Genomic DNA, 18,709 nt, shown 5'->3' with positions numbered 1-18,709 from the left:
AGCTGTATCGCCATCGGCAGCAAATCTCACCGCTATAAAATCCCAGTCCACGACTGGAGTCCGATAGGCAGTCAACATTGAGATATGGTACTTGTCACTGCAGAAGGAGTATTACCATGATGCCACTCATGCTCTTGATCTTCTTCGCCGTGACGGCACCATTCGCATCAGGCAACGACCAATTCTTTCGCTGCGATGATGGGACATTCACGAATCGCGCGGATCTGCTCTGCGCGCCGTATGAGCCGCGTGGAACCGTCATGGCTGCCCCTGAAGGTGGCCGCCGAGCAAACCTTGCCCCATTCTTTGAACAGAACGGACCGGCAGTCCCGCCTGTCGTCGCTACCACACCTGAAGCTCTCACGGCGACTCCGGATGCCTGTGCCTTGTACCAGGAATGGACCATGCTTAACCTTCAAACCGGTGGAGGGGTGACATTTCGAAATACTCAAGATGTTCCACGCTGGCAATCTTTATCTCGTATGTTCACTGCAATTGGGCGCCCACCGTGTGAATAGCACTACTGGCATAGTGTCACTCTTAGGGTCGTCAGCCCGCTAGGCTCGGACTCGCTCTTGATTGATTCCTTTTGCTGCTCCATCTCCTCGCGATGTTCACCGCCTCAAGACTATTAAGTTATTGAAATTAAATCCATAAATCATGATTCACACGAGAGACACCTTCATGGTAAGCTACCAGTGTCCGGGCCGAGCGGTCGACTCGGACGCTGCCTTCTTCTCGCCGAGGATACTCCTCCAGTGAGAAGGAAGTAGGAGGCGGTGTGGCCACCGCCTCCTACCTCTCGGCGATCGGCGTCACGATGAATTGAACGGTTCTGCTTACCACTTCCTTTCCCGATTCCAACTCCTCCCAGAGAACCATACTCCTCCCTCAGTACTGACCCGTTATGATCACAAGCCTGGTTCTGTATAATCCATCCACTGGTCAGCCACGCGAACGTCGTTACTGACTCGTTACGATCAGAAGCCTGGTCAGGGTACGATGGCTTTCCCTGTTATGATGTTGCTTGGAAGATTCGAGGTGATCAGCGTACGGGTCAGCCTACGACAGGGTCTAGTTAGGTGAAATGAGACGCAGTTCACGGAGAGGTGGAGTTGGATGTTCCAGATGGAATGCATTGTTGGCAAACCGCAGTGTCGCTCCGTCCAAGCGACTCACGCTATCAGCCGCAATCGCCACGGTAATCCCTTGATTCTCTTGAACTCGGTCCCCGGGGTAAGGAGCATGCTCAAGGCTGATATTAATAGCGAGGCGCTGCTCATCGAGATCCTTTACGGCAAGACGGACCACCCGTTCATCCGGATGTTCTACAAGCAAGTCTTGCAACACCGTGCGTGCCTCTGGGGTGATGATGAGCATCGCTACCGAAGATGTGCCGGTTGAGGGATTGAGTTTAACAATGCCACCGAACTCTCGCTGCCTATCATCTTATCCTAACCCAGCCAGAAGAAAGACACTTCTCCCTACCCCGTCTTATCTTATAATCGATTACATGGTACGGAACACTATCATGCCGGTGATGTGGCACGTCAGTGTGCTCTGCATGTGCGTGATCGTCAGCGCCTGCGGCGCCAACAGACAGATCTACGTTTCATCTTCTTCATACCACGCCCTCCCTTCGCCGGGTGCTCGCGTATCCGTAATCGGAAACGATGCAAGGGTATTATCCTCTGCTAAAGAGTGGCTGCATGATCGGAATCTGTACGTCATCGAGCTAGGGCCTGCGCAACCGCTTACGATTCCTGAGAGCATTGCGACCTGTCCAGAGCAGTGCCACACGGCAGCAGTCCTCGGGGCGGCCAAGGCAGCGGGCGTGGATTATGTCGTGTTTTTCCGCGTCTCTATGGACCACACTCCTGAAAGATTCTCCGTCACGATCAACGGCTTTGCCGTCAAATCCGGCAAAGAAATCTTCAGCGCCACCGGGACAGATTTCTTAGGACCCGAGAAGATGGACGAAAACGACCGAAGCCTTGCCCCGAGCCATATTTTGTGTCACGCGCTCGCGACGGTATGGCAATACAGACCAGGCGGGTATTCTATCGATAAGTCCATAGACTATTGCCATATCCCTGTTCCTCGGGCATAGCATCTTGTCTCTATAAAGTTCTTTCTCGGCTTCTACCGTTGCTCATGCTCTTCAGTGGAGGCGCGTACTTGAGCGGCTAGATGATCGGCAGTCTGCTCTTCCACTTCCTCTGCAAGTGCCTGATATTCAACGGCGCTGAACAACATCCGGGTCGTCCCATCTACGTCACCTCCCTCGGCGAGGCGCGACGCAGCCCCCACTTGCTCGGCTGCAAGGTATCGATAGTGTACCACTTGCCGCTCATTAGCCATCAGCAACAGGTCTTGGCGACTCGTCAGTGCCTTCACCTCGTGGCTGCCATGTAATGTCATGCGTGCCGCATCGCACGAGACCGGAAGAAGAGCTGCTAGCAAGAAGATGTGCAAGAACGTCCGCATAGACCACCACCGAGCAATGGGAATGCCAGGCCATCGATAGCTTAAGGCCGTTGAATTTCTAGCATCTGTCAGACCCGCATCAGTGAGATGCGGGACAGATCGTCCCAAGGGACAAAAAGCCCGCTGAACATCATTCTCAATAAATCTAATGTTGAATCCAACTGGGCTGGGACCCTGGATTTCGAACCAGGGTCCCCCAAGACTACCGGCAGACGCTAGGGGAGGAAGGTCGTCCGGCAGCGCTCTTGACCGGAGACGACTGCCGGTTTGTTAGGATTGTTGCGTCCAGCACTTCTCCACACGAAAGACACCGCCAACCGGGCAGCGTGAGATAGGTCCCGTGGTGATCATGAAGATCTTGTGCGATCATTACACCGCGACAACGTGGGCATGACATAGAAAACCTCCTGCATAAATGACCAAAAAAGGAGCGCATTATCCATCATGGACCTGGATTCAGCAAGCAGAAAATACATGTATTTTGACAATAGAGAATGGATGGCAAGCAGCCACGATTGGGCCTCATTAGTCGCGACTCACTTCGGCCGAAGCTATTGACTCCCAAAGAGACGAAATGGGAACTATGAAAGACCCCATCAACTGGGGGGAAAGGTTTCGTTAGGCGTATGCATCGGGACTTGAGTGGGATGATGGGGAAGACTCTGACGGAGTTGCTCAAGGATGTGTTGTGACGGAACCCAACGAAAGGCGTGGAATCGTTCTGCTCGATACAGTTCTGGCCAATAACCGTCTGGGGATGAGGCTTGTTCCTTCGTGAGTAGATCCATTTCCTGCTGCAGTTTTAAGACGTCACGCCGGCCATCACAATTGAAATGAACTAATGGGAAGCAGATGAGGGCGCGAACGATGATTCTATCCTTATCCAACCATAGCGTCGTCTCCGCAAACCGAATCGCCTCCCCTGCAAACTGGGCTATCTTGACGCCGCCAGCCAGGACACGCCGATAGTGCGGTACGGGGATCCGTTTCACCTCATTAGAGTCGTTCACCAAATAACACCGGAGGACCTGTTTCATATATTCACTCCAACTAAGGCAACCTGCAGGTCCTCGGCCTGCTCCACGCTACTCCTCTTCGCTTCGACGATATCTCGCCCCTCCGTTTGCGCCCAAATACCTTCATAGATGGCCTGCGCACGTTCCGACCACCCTGAATTGCATGGACGGCCGCGAAATGCGGCTTCAGCAGCTTTCAACTCGTCATGACTTAGTGACGGCACAGACAAAACATCACCTCCTGGCGAGCCGGGGTGTTGCGCAACCAACATAAGCTTACCGCATTCCTTACATTTTTGACATGCTTATCTTTCCTTAGTACGGCTGGCGTAGGGACCACCGATTTCCCTCCGTGCATTTACCACTGGTGTGAATTATGCGGCGCACGTTAATATGCAAGACGGCAAAGTAGAACGGGTTCTATTGATGTTAGAGGAGGCGTTGCGTGCCAAAAGCTGCTCGGGAAAAAAATTGTTATGTATGTGAGAAGGCTGACCGTATACGGATGACTTTCATGACGTGCTCACAGTGTCGTCGGCATTTTTGTAGCGATCATGGTACCTGGGGAATGGAGCAATGTCACGCGTGCTTAGAGGATGGAGAGGAAACCTAGGTAAAGGTTCGCAGCCGTGAGATGGGATAGACGTAGCTCACCGAACAGGAAATAGTGTCGTTCTACCAGAGAACAGACCTAGGCCCACAGAAAGCTGGTTGCCGCAGCCAGCATCAATGTTGTAATGACAGCTAAGCAAGTTCGGCTCATGATGCACGCTCACTCCACCGTTGTGGTTGCAAGTACATGGATAGCGCTGCAAAGAGACAGAGAGTGAGAAGAATCGCCAATGCGGCAATAAAAGCGAGCGGAGCTTTGATCATATCCATCGCCCAATCCTCCTATTCGTACATGCGGAGCAGATCAAGGCCTGCCTGGGCGGAGATAGTCTACTGCCTATCACAGCCCCGCGTCTAGTCCCGAAAGAACGGGGGACGCGGTGCACAATGTATCCTTAGTCTTTCTTCCTCCAGCGCCATAGGCCCAGCGCGACGACTCCTGATCCAAGCAGCACCACGGTCGAAGGTTCCGGAACTGGAGTCATGTAGGGAGGTGCATCAATGGAGTTTAGGCTTGATATAGATGATGGTCCCGTGCTTTGACTCGCGGGTGGATTGTACGCTCCGCCATCGCTGTGATGTTTCCCAAATGACATAGCGGCGGCGTGGTCGACTTGTGCGAGAGATACAAAGCAGATCAATAACGCGGTTGCTAACATTGAAAGTGTATGTGGACGCATAGTATCTCCTTTGCTGTCTTTCGAGTGGTCCACATCTTTTGTACCAGGCAGAATCGATGAAATATATTGGGCGTAAGGTCTAGGGCCTAGGTCTAGGGCCTTCATGTTGGAAGTGGCGGTCTCCGTGGAGTGAGGACTGGGTTAAGCGCCTCATTGAAAAGATACGGACATAAAGGGTGGAACGATGACCTTGGAATCGACTTGTTCGGCGAAGCCGGATTCTTTACACTGAGCAGACTAGGGAGGACCCTATGGCGGATATCGGGGAGGAAAAAGGCAGCAAGGCCTATAGCTTGTATAGCTCGCTTCGGCGGTACTTTGAACCATTAAGAGAGCATTGGGACAAGTTAACACCCCAGGAACAGGCGGTTGTTATCAAAGAGGTCGAGGCCTTTCTTAATTCGGTGCGGCCCCAGGCATAGCAGCCTCCTCTCTTAGGGTCTCGTAAGGGCTTTACCAGTCGCTTCTCTTCCTGCTCTTACACATCAAGTATCGATGCTAAATTCCGTCAGCCCCTTCCATTTTTATGCACAAGTGTCACCCACGTCCGCCCGCACCGTCCAGTAGCACTCGTCGAAAGGACCATGGTTCTCTGCTGGACGCCGGGCGACTGCAGCGGCGAGGGTTACCTATACTGATATAGATATAGTGACGTTCAAAATCCCAGTGCGGCTTGCTGGTGGCGGTTGGACGATGAGCAGAAGCTATTGAAGTTTGGTGAGCCGGCTGGGACTCGAACCGAAGGGCTCTCGACTTAAAAACACTACCGCTATGTAAGATCAATAGCATTAGTAAACCCACCTGTCCCATAGGCCACAACTGTTTGCAGCAGCTTGTCATAGATAGCGCCTCAAATTGGAATTCTGGAAAGACGTACCAAGAAGGGCAGGCGGATTGGACCTTGATTCGGGACCTCTGTAACCACTACATTAGTCAGGTGACTGCCCTACTCCGCCACATAATGCTATTCTGTCTTCTCTTCTTCTCTGTTTTATCTAGTGACCTATACCGTCTCGCCCACAGCGACACCGGACCTCAGTCTAGTTTTAAAGCTGAGCAGAACCATGATTTCAATCAAAAGGCTATAGCAGAACACTCCGATAGTCAGAAGCGGGACACCTTACGCCGTCACCATGCAGATCCGATTTCACTGAGATTTTATAGATCCCACATTCCTCTTCTGAGTGTACTAACGACAGTAAAACCAGATGGACAGACGGCCAATCGTCCTTCCCCGCGTCCCATCCACCAAACCGTTTCCCTCTATCTCATTTGATCGACTCTCATGAACGGATGCGGAGTGTCCGCATCGCGAGAGCCGATCGGTCCACAGCCATATAGCCAATGTTCCTTTAGGTTGCGGTTCAGGCACTTTGCAGAGCCACCTCCCTATCGCTGTTTTGCGGCCTCTGAGGAGGTCGAAAGGTCCGAACTCCTTCAAGCTTAGAACATAAGGAAATTCAATGTTCGAAATCATAGGAAAGACCTCGATAGACTTTATAGGCTGGCGGCGCTACTCCTTTGCACTCTTCTCTGTATTAGTAATCTTAGGCATTATTGCCGTCGTCCAAATAGCTCGTGGCGCGGCCAACCTCGGAATCGATTTTACGGGGACAGCGATTCAACTGACATTCGATCTTCCAGTGTCCATTGAGCTGGTTCGGGCTGAACTGGTACATCGGGGATGGTCAAACGTCGAATTGCAGGACATTATGACAGAGAACAAAGTGTACGTCATGGAATCGAGTACGAAAATTGGCCCCACTATTGGTCAGAAACTTCAGCGGGACGCATTGCTTGCCATTACGCTGTCCATTGTTGGCATCGTTGTCTACATTGCATCGCGCTTTGAATTTCGATTCGGTGTGGCGGCCGCGATCGCAACCCTGCATGACGCCATGGCCGTACTAGGCATCTTCTATTTGTTGGACAAGGAAATAACACTCCTTCTTGTCACAGCCCTGCTCACGTTAGCCGGGTATTCCCTCACAGATACGGTGGTCATCTTCGACCGGATTCGAGAATCTCAAGGTTCGGCGGCGGGAATCGTTTGAGAACATGATCAACAACGCAATTAATCAAGTTCTCAGCCGCACCATCGTGGTCTCGCTGACGGTGATCCTGGTTCTGATTCCTCTGATGAAAGGCGGAGGTGAGGTGCTTCATGATTTCTCCCTGGCCTTATTACTGGGGGTCATAATTGGTACCTATTCATCGGTGTTTGTTGCGAGCCCTCTTCTGGCTCTTTGGGAGACATCCCCTAATCTAGGGCCGGCTAAATAGAGATGGGAAGGCCGCGCTGAAAACCAGGGGAGGCTAAAGGAATGCGCAACCAAATTCATGGACCAGTTCGATTGATCGGATCTGCAAAAAGTCGGAAGAGGTACTTATGACTCCGGACCCAATCTTTTTCCGTGATCTCGCGTATGTCTTCGTTGCAGCGGTGCTCGGAGGGGGGCTCGCTTGGATGGCTCGGCAGCCGCTGATTTTGGGATACGTCTTGGGCGGCATTTTCATCGGTCCGTTTACCCCCGGTCCCGCCATTTTGGATGCCCACACCTTCGAGCTGTTTGCCGAAATCGGTGTGGTGCTCCTGATGTTTTCCATCGGCATTGAGTTCTCCTTTAAGGACTTGATGGAGGTGAAATGGGTGGCGCTTATGGGCGGCCCCCTAGGAATCATGCTGTCCATTGGATTGGCAGTCGGCATCGGGAGTGTGGTCGGGTGGAACTCGATCCAAAGTATCGTCATCGGCGCCGTAATCTCAATGGCCAGTACCATGGTGCTGGCTCGTTTGCTGATCGATCGTGGAGAACTCCATACTCAGCATGGGCGCGTGATGATCGGGATCACCCTAGTGGAGGATCTCGCGGTGGTTGCCATGATGGTGCTCTTGCCGGCGCTGGGAGCGTTAGAGCCAGGCCGATTCATTCTGATCGGGCAGGCCCTGGGCAAAGCCCTACTCATCCTTGGCCCCTTTGCTCTGTTGGCGTCGAAAGTCGTCCCTCTCATCATGACCCGCGTTGCGAGAACTCAGAACTCGGAGCTGTTTCTTCTCGTGGCGCTGGCCATTGGACTTGGCACCGCTGCGCTCACTCAGCTGGTTGGCCTGTCGCTGGCCCTCGGAGCGTTCTTAGCCGGGCTCATCATCAGTCAATCGGAATACGCACACGAAACACTGGCACGACTCCTGTCCCTCCGTGATGTCTTCGTAGCCCTATTTTTCGTGACGATTGGTGTGCTGATTAACCCATCCGTCATCATCGCGAATCTGCCTTTGCTTGGAATCATAATTGCCTTGATTATCGTGGGAAAGTTCTTCATTTGGACGACGGTAGTTCGCATATTCGGTTACAGCCTGGTAACGGCTATCTTGGTGGGGACGGGTCTGACGCAGATCGGTGAGTTCTCTTTCGTGCTTGTCCAAGCAGCTCGAATGGCTGGACACATCGGCACAGAAGTGTACAATGCCACGCTGGCCGCCTCATTGATCACCATTATCCTCAACGCGGCACTCGTACGGTATGTCCCCTCATGGATCGCCGGCGTCCCTTGGTTACATGCCGGTCATCTGACTGATCCACCTTCACCTGAATCCAAGGCATTAGACACGCGTGTGGTCATCTGTGGGTTCGGTCGTGTGGGAAGTGCTGTGGGGGCAGCCTTAGAGACATTCGGTCTTTCCTATGCTGTCATCGAACGCGATCCGGATACCGTTAGCAAGCTGCGGAGTCGGGATATTTACGCTCTCTATGGGGACGCCTCGCATGCGCAGCTTCTTGTGAGGGCTGGTGCAGATCGCGCATCTCTAGTAATCGTTGCGCTTCCGGAAATAGAGCCGGCCAAACTGGCCGTTCAACGCCTGCGAACAATGAATGCCATGGTGCCAATTCTTGCCCGTGCCCACGGTCGAACGGAAGCAGAGCAACTGATGGCGGTTGGAGCCAGCGAAGTGATTCAGCCTGAGATTGAAGCGGCTGGCACTGTGATCAGACATGCATTGGAACAGTTAGGACTCTCGAAGGAACGAATACTGGACTATTTGGAACAGTTCCGACGAGCGGGCAAAACTGAGTCGAGAACGGAGATATAGTAAATGCACCAATGATGGACTTGTCTGATTCTCTTTCAGAGTCAGGTCACTGAATCACATTTCGGCCAGTTTTTCTCGCAAAGCAAGCGGCACAGGGATGCTGTATAACCGTCTGACCACGAGGATGTAAGAATCAAACCTAAAGCACGCCGCCACTCGGGGCCTCCTGACACGACAACGCCGTTCCTTCTAGATCGGAACCTCAAGAGAACCGATACTTGGGTCTCGGTCTGAAAAAATGAGAGGGTACCAAAACAGACCTGTCTAATTGCGAGCCCAGTTCCGGGGAAAATTGCAGCCAGGGCATAGATGCCGAGTAGGAACCAGAGCAGGTGATGATGCACGAGCTGAGACAGGCCGAGAAACGTGATTTCCGTGGTTCCATCTATCCCTGGCCTTTGCGCCAAACGTTCAGCAAGGATACCGGTAATGACAAGGAATATCGAAAAGGAATTTTGAAAAGCAACGGTCGATCTGCAAGGCTCAATCAGAAATCTTTGCTATTTCTTGGATCATGAGGGTCATTCAGTTATTGAAGCCTTGATGGCTTGCACTCAGGATTTCACTAAGGCGCAGGTCCCCGCCAGATCACGTTCGTCCACGTCTGTCCAGTCGCGCTCAGTTGCGACCCGGCCAGCGGTCGTCACGCGGCCCTTGCCGCGTGGGGACAAGGTATCATTTGGGGGGTATTTTACTCAAATATCTGATCGTCCGTGATAGTTCTATAGCGAAATCATTCTGTTGAAGGATGTCAACTTGACTCATAGGTCAAATCAGACTAGACTTAGTCTAGTTCATAGTGGAGGTGCGTCATGAGAGACAAAGCAGAGATTGTCAATATCTATCAAGCCAAAACGCATCTATCCCAACTCATTGCCAAAGTGGCTGCAGGGCACCGATTCATCATTGCCAAAGGCGGTACACCCATCGCACAACTCACCCCACTGGACGCGTCGATTCCCGCACGGCACCCCGGGTTTCTCAAAGGCAAGATTACGATTGCGCCGGACTTCGATGCCGCGTTGCCAAGTAAGGTCGTCCATGATTTTGAACGTGATCTATGAACTACTTGCTGGATACTCATGTGTACCTCTGGTATGTCGCGGACTCCCCGAAACTCTCCAAACAGATTCGCCATCGCATTCAGAAGGCACCTGTCGTCTTCGTCAGTGCCGCCTCAATCTGGGAAGCCGTGTTGAAAATTCACCTGAAGAAACTCACCGCCAATCCTCACGAATTGGTCGAAGGCATCGCCGCCAGTGGATTCAATGAGCTGCCGGTGACGGCTCTGCACACCCTCGGACTGCAGCACATGCCGTGGCATCATCGTGATCCCTTTGACCGGCTCTTGATGGCGCAAGCACAGTCTGACCACCTACATTTCCTCACCGCCGACACACAACTCCACCACTATGGCGATTTCATTGAAGTGATTTAATGCCCAATCAAGGTGGCCCGCATCCCCGCCGTTCACCCCGAAGCGGCGCCCCGTCAAACCGAAGCCGCGCGCATCCGTGGCATCGCCGCTTCTTACCCGAGCGTCACAAAGCCGCGGCGGCGGCGACGACATAACCCCGGACATTTCTACTTTGGGAGAAAGAGGACATTTCTAAATTGGGTTGACAACAGTACCAAAGCGCCTTGAATAGCGAGTTTGTTGGGCGTATTCTTGACTCATGCGCGTCTGCTTGTCTCTTGCATCTCTAACAACTTCCTAGAGTCAAACCCTATGCAGCATGACCCCTCTTCGACAGGCCGCCGTGTTCGCTGGATCGTGTTCAGCGCGGCATAAGCAAGGGCATGGATCACCGTGTCGGCCTCGACAGGATGAAAGTGGTCGATCATCACGGTATATTTTGGTGGGCGCCGATGTCCATCCAGGGTGATGACCACGACTCGTCCTCCTCGCTGCAATTCCTCCAGGACTGCCCAGGCCTGACCCCATAATCGCGAATACGGAGGGGGATCGTCCTGTCGGTAACACCGATGATCAGTCGGCCCGGTGTGGTTCCATATGAGCCCCCCTTCTTGGGGATAGGGACCTTCCCACTGATCGCAGGGGATGAGTCCCATAAAGTCTTCGGCAATGCGCCGATCCAACTCAGGACCCGCCGAAAGGGTGGGCGATGTAATCGGGACTGAGTTCTTCCACTCACCGGTTCGAAAGTACGCCAGGTACACGGACCTCGTGGCACCGATGAAACCGATAATGGTCCCCACGAGCAATACCCAATCAAGCGGCGTCATGAATTCCCCCAAATGAAGCCACGCAGGCTAAAAGGCGAGTTTGGCAGCTGCTGCGGATTCCCGCATCGCCCGCACGGCTAGTAGCCTGGCCGCGAATCCTGAACATGCAGCGGAGCGCCAGCGACCGCCTAGGCAAGAGCGATCCGAGCCGCACATAAACTGCCCATCCATGTAATCGCCGCCGCGCTCATCGGAGCAACCGTGCACGATCTCACATGTGGCTATATGACTTCTTCATCGCCTTTGCCAGGCCTGAGGAGGCGCGAGTCTGATGACGGCACTTAGTCCCTCGTTAATAAGGAAAGCACGGAGGAGTATTTGCTCGCATTTCTGGAGTGCCGATTTGCCCGTCTATCAGTTCGATTTTCACTTCGCCAAGGTCATGGGATTCCTCGGCGGTGACGGGTCGACCGGCTGTATTCGTCAACTCCCTGGCATGAGATGTCCTGGACGAGAGTGCACACCACACCGCCAACGCCCAGACCACAGCCATGAACCCCAAGATCGCGGCTTCCATCGTGTACCGCCAATGAAAAGGACGACAAATCTCAAAAAAGCACTTGACCTCGTTACGATCCAGGTAAGCTATCATCATCACGCGCGGGCACGTTCATTCCTTGATAAGCGCACACATTCATCCCAAAGGTTAAGTCTGAAGGGGCTAAGACGAAACTCCTTCTAACTGTGCTCACCAACCGTCCTCTCTCGCCAGCCTTGAACTCTTCTCTGGAGAAGCCACCGTCTCACAGTTCCTCTTTTCCCACGGGAGTCCAGTCTGTGGCCTCATGCCGATTCTGTTTGGTGATTTTCTTCACCAGGTCTTTCACGTTGTCCTTGTGTTCAATGGTAGGGCGACTACTCACGGTTGGTTCTTTAACCTCAACACCATGGCGAACACCTGTTTGGAAAGTTACCTTCGCCTTACCGATCTGCTTCTTTAGACCTTTCATCACTTTCCTCATGGATCGACGTCTCTCCCCAGCTTCAACCTTGAAATTCCGCTACGAGCAACTTTTCATACAACTCAATTGTCCTTTGAAGATGATTGTACTGAGCCATAGGGTCATCACCATGTCTCTCTAGAATCTTTGTGATTAAGATAGGACCATTGCTTCTATGGATGAGTTGTGCAATGTCACCACTCTTCTTCTTTAGATCCGAAATGGGCTTGATGGGGAGCACTATTGTTGTCCTTCTCCTAGCGTAATTGACCACGCCCACTCGCCAGGAGTGCGTTCGTTCGAATATCCCAAGCCGCCATCTACTACATGGACCGCCATGGGCCGTCGTCTCAGACGGGAAGCGAACACTGTTGCTCATTATGGAAAACACCCGACCCGCTTATAGGACGCAACCAACCGCCTATCTTCTATAATTCATGATACGGGAATCATTTGGCGGCGAACTTTGTACCTTACCGACAAAAGGCATCTCGAATAAGGGGTAGCAGAGAGCCGCATCCGCTGGCCGTGTTAACACGGCGGCGACCGCCGCCATAAGAAACAATAGGAAATATTTATCACGCTCAATTTCAGGGACCAATTCCTTCTCATCGTCAGCATGAATTCCAGCTTCGATGATATAGTCCCTGACCCATGGCGCCAGATCCGGGAAAGACTTGGTTAATGCAGCCTCATCAGTCAGTCGAAGGCAATTGTTTCCGGCCTGTCTTCTGACGAAGTGTTCAAACCCGTCATAGGCTACACGAATGCAGACGATGGGCTCCGCTCCGCCTCCAAGATAGTGGTTCGTCGCTTCAAAGGTCCGGGAAAGACAGAGATCAAGGCTTTGGAGTCGCGTGATCCACGTCTCCGCCGCTCGTTGTTGTTCCCAGGCCCTTCGGCGCAAGTGATGGAACATTTTCAACTCTGATGGAGTGAGCATGAAAAACCTATCCCGAAATAGAGATTCTTCAATATCATAACGGCTCTGAGAAGCCGGTCGCTTTAGGAAAGGCGGACAATCATCGTCCTCTGCAACCGCGGCGAGAATTTCCGTATACAGTGTATGCCGGATGGTTTTGGGATTTTTTCCTTTTAAGCGGGTCCAATACATCGCCAGTTCGTATTCTTGCTGATTCTCTGCTTGCTCTAGAAGAAATCTCGCCTGCCTTTCTACATCAAAGTGTTTGAAGGAATGCCAGTCAGGTGCAGCCCCAAAAAGGTATGGGAGAACATCCTCTGGCCGTATGTCCCACATTCCGTATTCATCCATTGAAACCTCCCTATTGGCTTGCGCCATTATACCAATGGGGCAGCTAAATTAATATCCTATTTTGGAATAATCCTAGATTAGGATCGATCATGGGCCTCCTCAGAGGAGGCCTCATGCCAAAGTCGACATTCACCCGAGAATACAAGCTACTCTGCAGACAACTCATTGAAATCAGGAAATGTAAGCATTTAACCCAAATGCAGGTCGCCAAGAAGCTATCCCGGCCACAGTCTTATGTGTCAAAGTATGAACAGGGAGAACGTAGGCTAGACGTGGTCGAGTTCCTTCAAGTTGCCAAAGCAGTTGGCTTTGACCCTTGCTTAATTCTAAAACACATTTCCGCTTCCCGGCGCGACTATCGCAATAAGTAGCCGAAGGCTTTACCCAAACGCTACCGTTTTACCGAGTCACGAAATGTGTCCCGTCCGGAGCATGAGAACGGCAAGCAGTAAAGGCGCTAGGAACGGGGACTGATCATAAGAGTATTACGCTGTCGCTAATCGTCAAACCTTCCCACACACGCACGATCACGGCCAGAAGAAAGCTGCAACCGAGGCTGCTATTTAGCTTGCCTCGTTAATACGATGTAATATCTCGGCACAAGTGTGCGCAAATGAAGAAGTGAAGTTGTCCCTGTTTGGCCTACTTCCCTGGTTAGCAAGAGGTCGGGCTAACGGTCACCAGGAAGGGTCCGGCTCGTTACGCTGTTAACCGTCCTCTATCTTGAGCCTTCGTGGGCTTATCAGACACGTTTATCTCAGCAAACGGCTGTTTCGGACGCGTCAGCGGTTCGGGCTTTACCCGTAAGATAGCTTTTGCCTTATAGGGCTGACACGCCGTGTTCGCTGTGAATGTGGAGGCTTACTGAACCTGACCGGTGCGGTATTGCCGTCGATGCGCAAACGGCATTCCGGACTGGTCCTGAACCTCGGTTCGATAGGTGGATTCGCTGCGTGGCGAGGATGGGGCATCTATCGCGCAACACCACTCACCAATTGATTTCTATGTTGCCCGTCTAGCTATTGGCATCCCACGCTCAAATGTGAGGATTTACGTTGGACGTGCGCTTCGTGGCTATTTGAGGCGGGCGTGAGAAACGTTCAAGTAGTGGATCGCCTTGGAGTATCCAATCATGCGGTCCGAATGCGCTTTGAGAACTCATCAGAGAACGAGTTCAGTTTGTCAGCAAATTCGACCATATCAAACTTCGATAGATTCGCACCGATCTGGCACACCAAATTGCAACAGCAACTCAACAACACAATTCGTAAATAGGATGTTGAATTATGGCTCGGAAGCTCTGGGGCCTTTACCGGCGCGGAAAAACCTATTGGATGGCCTATGCTGATGCAATTGGAAAAGTCCACTGGGAAAGCTGTTAAGCAACGAGAAGGAGGCAGAAATGATATTGAGTCAACGGCGAATTGAGGTGGCTAAGCGAGAGCCAGGCATCTCCCACGTGGACATAGGAACCGGCGCAGCGGCCATGGCCGTGGCCTTTCCGTGCCGCGCTATAGAACGGGCCAGCTCCCGCTTTTGGCCTGGGTTGATGCGACCGACAGTCGAACATGCATCGAATTAGCGTCTGCTTTCTCCGAGTGATGCACTAATCAGACTGCTATCGAAAACCGGTTCCGGAAGATTCTCAACGCTTATTTACTAGATAACGGGCCGAAAGGGGTGACTAGTCCTAGAATTGAAGGGCCAGTGGTCAGGGTCGCGCCGCGATTGTGTCCGACTCTAACAGAATGTGAGCTCGCCGATTCAGGCGATAGCAGCTTTCATCAGTCTTAGTGCACGCTGGGCGGGAATGGCCATATGACAGCACGGTCGGGCGTTCTGGACCGATGCCGAGGTCCCGCAAATATTGTGTCGCGGCGACGGCTCGGCGTTCCCCGAGTATTAATTGTATTCTTCGCTTCCTCTCGCATCGCAATGCCCTTCGATGGTTGCCTTGGCGTAAGTGCCGCTCGCGCGCAGACGGTTGGCGACCTCACGTAAAATCATTTGTCCTTCTTCGGTGATACGCGCACTATCATAATCAAAGTAGACGTTTTCCTGGCGGCGCTCCGATACACTGTCGCCGGTGGCGGTCCGGCGCTCCGTGGTTTGCGGCGCAATCCGACCCGACACGGTGACCTGATCCTCCATGATGCGTTCCGTCGCTCCTGGTAACGCTCCGGAAGAGTGAGGGGCACGCAGCAAGAGAGACGGGATGGTGTCCGTGCTGATCGAGGAGGTATGTTGACTTTGGCAGGCTGCCATAGAGACCAAGACTATCGCATAGGAAAGGGTAAAGACTCTGACCATACGGTCCTCCTTATGAAAGAGTCCCTGGCGTAGGAACAGAAATGCTGTCCGTCTCCCTCGGGTGTCGCCTTCATCTTCTCCTTGAGGTCAAAAGGCCCGCGGAAGGCGAATCACCACAGGGGATATGAGATAGACCGGGGCGGCACTGCCGTTCAAGACGAGGATCGGAAGCACCCAGATTCCCGATTGAGCCACTGTGGTCGTCCCCGAGATAAATGAGTTCGTATGGTTACTATGGAGCAACATAGGAGTAGTAGCGTGCTGCCACCACCAATGAGAGATGTGTCGCCAGCGCCCGCCGATGACTACACGCTAGAGCGATGGGGAACGAAGTCGGGAAGGTTGGGTCATGCCTCTCGCCCGTTTTGGACGCGTCAGCTCGAACACTATCAGCCTTAGACTCAGAGGTCAACTGTTCTCCCTAGTGATATAGATGAGTTGCGCGTCCCGGCTATACTTCCTACGGACTTCGCCCCTCTTGCCCTCAAGGATGAACAGGGGGCACCATAAGGGCATGTTTTCTTCATCGTCATGGCAGTCAGTCTCGGTACGGCTATCCCTAGCCTTGCTACTGAAAATATCTCAATGGGTCCACCACCGCCTCTGCCGCACCGTGAAGCTCTTCCATTTACTCTCTCCCAAGGCACTGATAGTGCCTTCATGCGAGAGCCGCCAGCACTTGACTATCACGGGCGCCGCGCGCTGGTGCCATTTTTGGGGTTTGGCTTCTCCCGCGGCACGACGACTGATGTGAATGGCAGCATGGTTCGCGGCCTCGCGCAGCAGGGCAGTCTACAGGATGAGCGGATCCTCCGGGATCTCATGGGGAAAACCGTCATGCCGAACGAAGTGCAGCTTGGAATCCGCCTGCCGTTTTAAGGACCGACAGCCCTAGTCCATCCTGCCATCACCATGCAATGGTGGCATGCAGTTCTAAAAGACTTCAGCATGCCCTATCGCCGGTGATAGACGGCACGTCTACCTCCCGGTGCCACCTTTCACCTCCAGATCTCGACACGGTCGACATTCCTGGCCGGAGCTTATCTGCATGAAGACGTAGCGGCTATGGCAGGGGCCTACCTCTTTCATATTGCTCCAAACCATCCCTTCAACGACTGAAATAAACGTGCCGCAGCCGTCGCAGCCCTCGCCTTTTAAAAATTAACGGTGTCGATCAATTGCCTCCTCCCAGAGATCTGGAGACTGCGACGCGTCGGGTAGCTGCGGCCGATTTAGCTAAGGCAGAACTCACCGGTTGGATGCGAAAACAGATTGGCAAATGAGAAAGTGAAGAGCGTGATACCGGCGAGGCCGATGAGAAATGCGATCGCGAAGGGCGAGACACCGACCTGGAATAGGAAGCACAAGGAGCTCAGGACTCAATACGCCATCCGCCAAACCCAATCCTATGATTGGGTGGCGGATGTCATGGTCTTTGCGGATCAGATGGCGTTTCCCTGCTTGCTGTGAGTTTTAGTCTCCGCCGTTCGCGCTGATGGCGAGACGGCTCGATATCGCCCTGACCTCGGCTGGGGTTTGGTACTGACGTCGGTTCACCCGTTCGCGTTTGGGCACTCTGAACAATCTTTCGGCCGCGGCATTGTCGGCACAGCTCCGGCACCTGTGCTTCCATATGAGATCTGGTTTAGGAAGCTGCTCAGCCAACTCGGCCAGCGTCTTGTCGCCTCGCAGCGCACTCAAGGCCCCTTGGCCTTGAATTCCACCCCGTCATTCCTTCGCGTCCTCTTCATCGCCTTACTGTTCTGTTTCGCCACCAGGCAATGGCTTCGGTCACACAAGGGAACCCCTTATCATACTGTCTGATTTCCGGAGCCATCTCTACGAGTAATGTCGCACCAGGCTTGATGCAGCACTTCAATGGCATTCCTTAAGTCTGGCCGCCAACTGTCAAATGTTTTGTATATCCCCGTAACATCCTGTCCTTTGTGGCCTAAGAGAAGCCTGATAACTTCAGGATGGACACGTGCTTCCTGGAGGGCACTTCCCGCGTTTCTTCGAAGATCATGGAAGTGCAAGTCATCGATTTTGGCACGCTTAGTCAGTCGTCGCCAACTCTTCCGGAACTTCTCGGACTTCCAGCCCCCAAAAACATTCGGTTGGTGAGCCGTGCCGCCCAGCACAACTTCTGCTGCGGTTTTATTGAGAGGTATTTCAAGGGGCCGGCCCTTAACGATTGTCGGCGCCTTCGGCGGTCGGTACCATAAGCCATCTGTTCTCTCATACACGTAGTTTCGACTGGCTTCTAGAATCAATTCCTGCCTGAAAGGCACATTGAACGCCAATGCAATGACCTTCCCCATGCGAAGGGAGCAGGACTGAAGTAGCATCCTGAGTTCATCTGGGGACGCGATACGGTCCCGCGGCACATAAGGTTGCAATGGAAGACCCCGGAAAACGTTCGAAGACACCAAGCCGTGCCGCATAGCAAGGTTCACATAGCGTCGCGCCGTATTAATGATACGGCGGATGCCCTGCTCCTCATATCCATCCTCGCGCAGTTGCAGAATCAGATCGATACCATGTTCCCTGGTGAGTGCGACCAAGGATAGCATTCCCCAGCGCGGTAAGAGCAGGCTGTCTACAATGCCGAGCGGTCTGCGAAGATCGGCGAGTTTTTCCGCCCTAAGTTCTTTCTCATAGATGGCACGAAAACTCCCGAACGTTCGTGCTTCATAGCTTGTCCCTATATTGACCTGTTCCATATTATCTCCACATACCTCCTTTTGTGCTTCAAACATCCCGATTGTTGATATCCTCCCATCGGCGATACAGACAGTGGGACCGAACAGTGCAGACAACGGCAGTGTCTCTGCGATACCGAGACCGATAGCAACCGTACAGCAGTTGATGGGGGAGAATATTCCCACTAAATGTCTAGCGGAACGCTCAAATCCCAAATACAGACCCATTCGAAGAAAACCCGTGATGACTGAAGTGCTCAGTCCGGGAATAGCATTAGAGTTCGACGTGAACAAAGATTCGAGAAAAGGTGAGATCCCGGACCGGCCGGTCCATGGCAAGGCAGTGCC

22 protein-coding genes and 1 pseudogene are annotated in these 18,709 nt (G+C 52.9%); 11 read left to right on the top strand and 12 right to left on the bottom strand.

What is annotated here, in order from left to right; all coding sequences use genetic code 11:
- Positions 1 to 116 precede the first annotated feature (116 nt).
- On the top strand, positions 117 to 518 hold the full coding sequence (locus ACWHYZ_RS04735; RefSeq protein ID WP_447986136.1) for a hypothetical protein: 402 nt from the start codon (positions 117 to 119) through the stop codon (positions 516 to 518).
- A 556-nt stretch (positions 519 to 1,074) separates the two neighbouring features.
- On the opposite strand, the gene ACWHYZ_RS04730 is transcribed toward ACWHYZ_RS04735, so the two are convergent.
- Positions 1,075 to 1,380, bottom strand: a complete 306-nt coding sequence (locus ACWHYZ_RS04730; RefSeq protein ID WP_447986135.1) for a hypothetical protein — start codon at positions 1,378 to 1,380, stop codon at positions 1,075 to 1,077.
- A 133-nt stretch (positions 1,381 to 1,513) separates the two neighbouring features.
- On the opposite strand from ACWHYZ_RS04730, the gene ACWHYZ_RS04725 reads away from it, so the two are divergent.
- Entirely contained in the window at positions 1,514 to 2,110 is a 597-nt protein-coding gene (locus ACWHYZ_RS04725; protein ID WP_447986134.1) for a hypothetical protein, read from the top strand.
- Positions 2,111 to 2,142: 32 nt separating this feature from the next.
- Here the strand turns inward: ACWHYZ_RS04725 and ACWHYZ_RS04720 are convergent, their stop codons facing one another.
- The 5 genes from ACWHYZ_RS04720 to ACWHYZ_RS04700 form a co-directional block, all read right to left on the bottom strand.
- Positions 2,143 to 2,487: a hypothetical protein gene (locus ACWHYZ_RS04720; protein ID WP_447986133.1), complete on the bottom strand. Its 345-nt coding sequence runs from the start codon at positions 2,485 to 2,487 to the stop codon at positions 2,143 to 2,145.
- 596 nt (positions 2,488 to 3,083) lie between these two features.
- Positions 3,084 to 3,524, bottom strand: coding sequence for a hypothetical protein (locus tag ACWHYZ_RS04715; RefSeq protein WP_447986132.1), 441 nt, complete (start codon positions 3,522 to 3,524; stop codon positions 3,084 to 3,086).
- Positions 3,521 to 3,727 carry a hypothetical protein gene (locus ACWHYZ_RS04710; RefSeq protein ID WP_447986131.1) on the bottom strand — a complete coding sequence of 69 codons (207 nt, stop codon included), beginning with the start codon at positions 3,725 to 3,727 and terminating at the stop codon, positions 3,521 to 3,523. Before ACWHYZ_RS04710 ends, ACWHYZ_RS04715 begins: the two co-directional genes overlap by 4 nt.
- A gap of 535 nt (positions 3,728 to 4,262) precedes the next feature.
- Entirely contained in the window at positions 4,263 to 4,385 is a 123-nt protein-coding gene (locus tag ACWHYZ_RS04705) for a hypothetical protein (protein WP_447986130.1), read from the bottom strand.
- Between the two features lie 125 nt (positions 4,386 to 4,510).
- On the bottom strand, positions 4,511 to 4,600 hold the full coding sequence (locus ACWHYZ_RS04700; RefSeq protein ID WP_447986129.1) for a PEP-CTERM sorting domain-containing protein: 90 nt from the start codon (positions 4,598 to 4,600) through the stop codon (positions 4,511 to 4,513).
- Between the two features lie 446 nt (positions 4,601 to 5,046).
- Between ACWHYZ_RS04700 and ACWHYZ_RS04695 the strand changes: the two genes are divergently transcribed.
- From ACWHYZ_RS04695 to ACWHYZ_RS04675, 5 genes and pseudogenes are all read left to right on the top strand, one after another.
- Positions 5,047 to 5,217 (top strand): hypothetical protein, encoded by a 171-nt coding sequence (locus ACWHYZ_RS04695; RefSeq protein ID WP_447986128.1) that lies wholly within the window; start codon positions 5,047 to 5,049, stop codon positions 5,215 to 5,217.
- 1,041 nt (positions 5,218 to 6,258) lie between these two features.
- A pseudogene (gene secF / locus ACWHYZ_RS04690) lies at positions 6,259 to 7,078 on the top strand (protein translocase subunit SecF).
- Between the two features lie 106 nt (positions 7,079 to 7,184).
- Positions 7,185 to 8,888: a cation:proton antiporter gene (locus tag ACWHYZ_RS04685; protein WP_447986127.1), complete on the top strand. Its 1,704-nt coding sequence runs from the start codon at positions 7,185 to 7,187 to the stop codon at positions 8,886 to 8,888.
- Between the two features lie 812 nt (positions 8,889 to 9,700).
- On the top strand, positions 9,701 to 9,952 hold the full coding sequence (locus ACWHYZ_RS04680) for a type II toxin-antitoxin system Phd/YefM family antitoxin (protein WP_447986126.1): 252 nt from the start codon (positions 9,701 to 9,703) through the stop codon (positions 9,950 to 9,952).
- On the top strand, positions 9,949 to 10,326 hold the full coding sequence (locus ACWHYZ_RS04675; RefSeq protein WP_447986125.1) for a type II toxin-antitoxin system VapC family toxin: 378 nt from the start codon (positions 9,949 to 9,951) through the stop codon (positions 10,324 to 10,326). Before ACWHYZ_RS04680 ends, ACWHYZ_RS04675 begins: the two co-directional genes overlap by 4 nt.
- A gap of 236 nt (positions 10,327 to 10,562) precedes the next feature.
- Here ACWHYZ_RS04675 and ACWHYZ_RS04670 read toward each other — a convergent pair whose 3' ends face one another.
- The 4 genes from ACWHYZ_RS04670 to ACWHYZ_RS04655 form a co-directional block, all read right to left on the bottom strand.
- Positions 10,563 to 11,135 carry a hypothetical protein gene (locus tag ACWHYZ_RS04670; protein WP_447986124.1) on the bottom strand — a complete coding sequence of 191 codons (573 nt, stop codon included), beginning with the start codon at positions 11,133 to 11,135 and terminating at the stop codon, positions 10,563 to 10,565.
- A 292-nt stretch (positions 11,136 to 11,427) separates the two neighbouring features.
- On the bottom strand, positions 11,428 to 11,652 hold the full coding sequence (locus ACWHYZ_RS04665; protein ID WP_447986123.1) for a hypothetical protein: 225 nt from the start codon (positions 11,650 to 11,652) through the stop codon (positions 11,428 to 11,430).
- A gap of 226 nt (positions 11,653 to 11,878) precedes the next feature.
- On the bottom strand, positions 11,879 to 12,085 hold the full coding sequence (locus ACWHYZ_RS04660) for a hypothetical protein (protein ID WP_447986122.1): 207 nt from the start codon (positions 12,083 to 12,085) through the stop codon (positions 11,879 to 11,881).
- 412 nt (positions 12,086 to 12,497) lie between these two features.
- A complete protein-coding gene (locus ACWHYZ_RS04655; protein ID WP_447986121.1) occupies positions 12,498 to 13,349 on the bottom strand; it encodes a hypothetical protein in 852 nt (283 codons plus the stop codon).
- A gap of 89 nt (positions 13,350 to 13,438) precedes the next feature.
- Here ACWHYZ_RS04655 and ACWHYZ_RS04650 point away from each other — a divergent pair, with 89 nt between their 5' ends.
- The gene (locus tag ACWHYZ_RS04650; RefSeq protein WP_447986120.1) at positions 13,439 to 13,720 is read left to right on the top strand and encodes a helix-turn-helix domain-containing protein; all 282 of its coding nucleotides are present in this window, start codon (positions 13,439 to 13,441) and stop codon (positions 13,718 to 13,720) included.
- A 451-nt stretch (positions 13,721 to 14,171) separates the two neighbouring features.
- Positions 14,172 to 14,348: an SDR family NAD(P)-dependent oxidoreductase gene (locus ACWHYZ_RS04645; RefSeq protein ID WP_447987517.1), complete on the top strand. Its 177-nt coding sequence runs from the start codon at positions 14,172 to 14,174 to the stop codon at positions 14,346 to 14,348.
- Positions 14,349 to 15,251: 903 nt separating this feature from the next.
- On the opposite strand, the gene ACWHYZ_RS04640 is transcribed toward ACWHYZ_RS04645, so the two are convergent.
- The gene (locus ACWHYZ_RS04640; protein WP_447986119.1) at positions 15,252 to 15,659 is read right to left on the bottom strand and encodes an OmpA family protein; all 408 of its coding nucleotides are present in this window, start codon (positions 15,657 to 15,659) and stop codon (positions 15,252 to 15,254) included.
- 660 nt (positions 15,660 to 16,319) lie between these two features.
- Here ACWHYZ_RS04640 and ACWHYZ_RS04635 point away from each other — a divergent pair.
- Positions 16,320 to 16,538: a hypothetical protein gene (locus ACWHYZ_RS04635; protein ID WP_447986118.1), complete on the top strand. Its 219-nt coding sequence runs from the start codon at positions 16,320 to 16,322 to the stop codon at positions 16,536 to 16,538.
- 435 nt (positions 16,539 to 16,973) lie between these two features.
- On the top strand, positions 16,974 to 17,129 hold the full coding sequence (locus ACWHYZ_RS04630; RefSeq protein WP_447986117.1) for a hypothetical protein: 156 nt from the start codon (positions 16,974 to 16,976) through the stop codon (positions 17,127 to 17,129).
- A 341-nt stretch (positions 17,130 to 17,470) separates the two neighbouring features.
- Here the strand turns inward: ACWHYZ_RS04630 and ACWHYZ_RS04625 are convergent, their stop codons facing one another.
- Complete coding sequence (locus tag ACWHYZ_RS04625; RefSeq protein ID WP_447986116.1) at positions 17,471 to 18,382, bottom strand: tyrosine-type recombinase/integrase; 912 nt, start codon at positions 18,380 to 18,382, stop codon at positions 17,471 to 17,473.
- Positions 18,383 to 18,709 lie beyond the last annotated feature (327 nt).

Source organism: Nitrospira sp. Nam74 (assembly GCF_965152615.1).
The sequence above is the reverse complement of the archived record's forward strand: the minus strand, read 5'-3'. Positions and strand labels throughout refer to the sequence as shown.